We start from the raw sequence: 231 nt of genomic DNA, 5'->3' as shown, positions 1-231 counted from the left end.
ACCGAAACGGTCGCCGCCGAGGAACTGGAAGACGAGTTCGCCGTCAACGATCGTCAGGTCGAAGTCCGAGCCCGTGATCGCCGTACCGGCATAGGTGCCACCGATCGTGGCCCTGATGTCGTCGAGATTCGCCTCGGAGACATCAAACACGTCGTGGTTCACGGTGTCGATGATCTGCGATTCGGCGAGGTTCTCGGCTGCGCCTTCGGCGATGCTGAAGGTGAAAGGCAC

1 protein-coding gene is annotated in these 231 nt (G+C 61.0%); it reads right to left on the bottom strand.

Going from position 1 to position 231, the window contains the following annotated elements:
• Nucleotides 1–231, bottom strand: a 231-nt coding sequence (locus tag SB658_RS28005; protein WP_410603866.1) for a hypothetical protein, incomplete at both ends; no start/stop codon positions are given.

Origin of the sequence: Bacillus sp. SIMBA_008 (genome assembly GCF_046535495.1) — a bacterium.
Taxonomy (GTDB): Bacteria; Bacillota; Bacilli; order Bacillales; family Bacillaceae; genus Bacillus; species Bacillus subtilis.
Note: the sequence above shows the minus strand (reverse complement) of the source record. Positions and strands in the feature narration are given on the sequence as shown.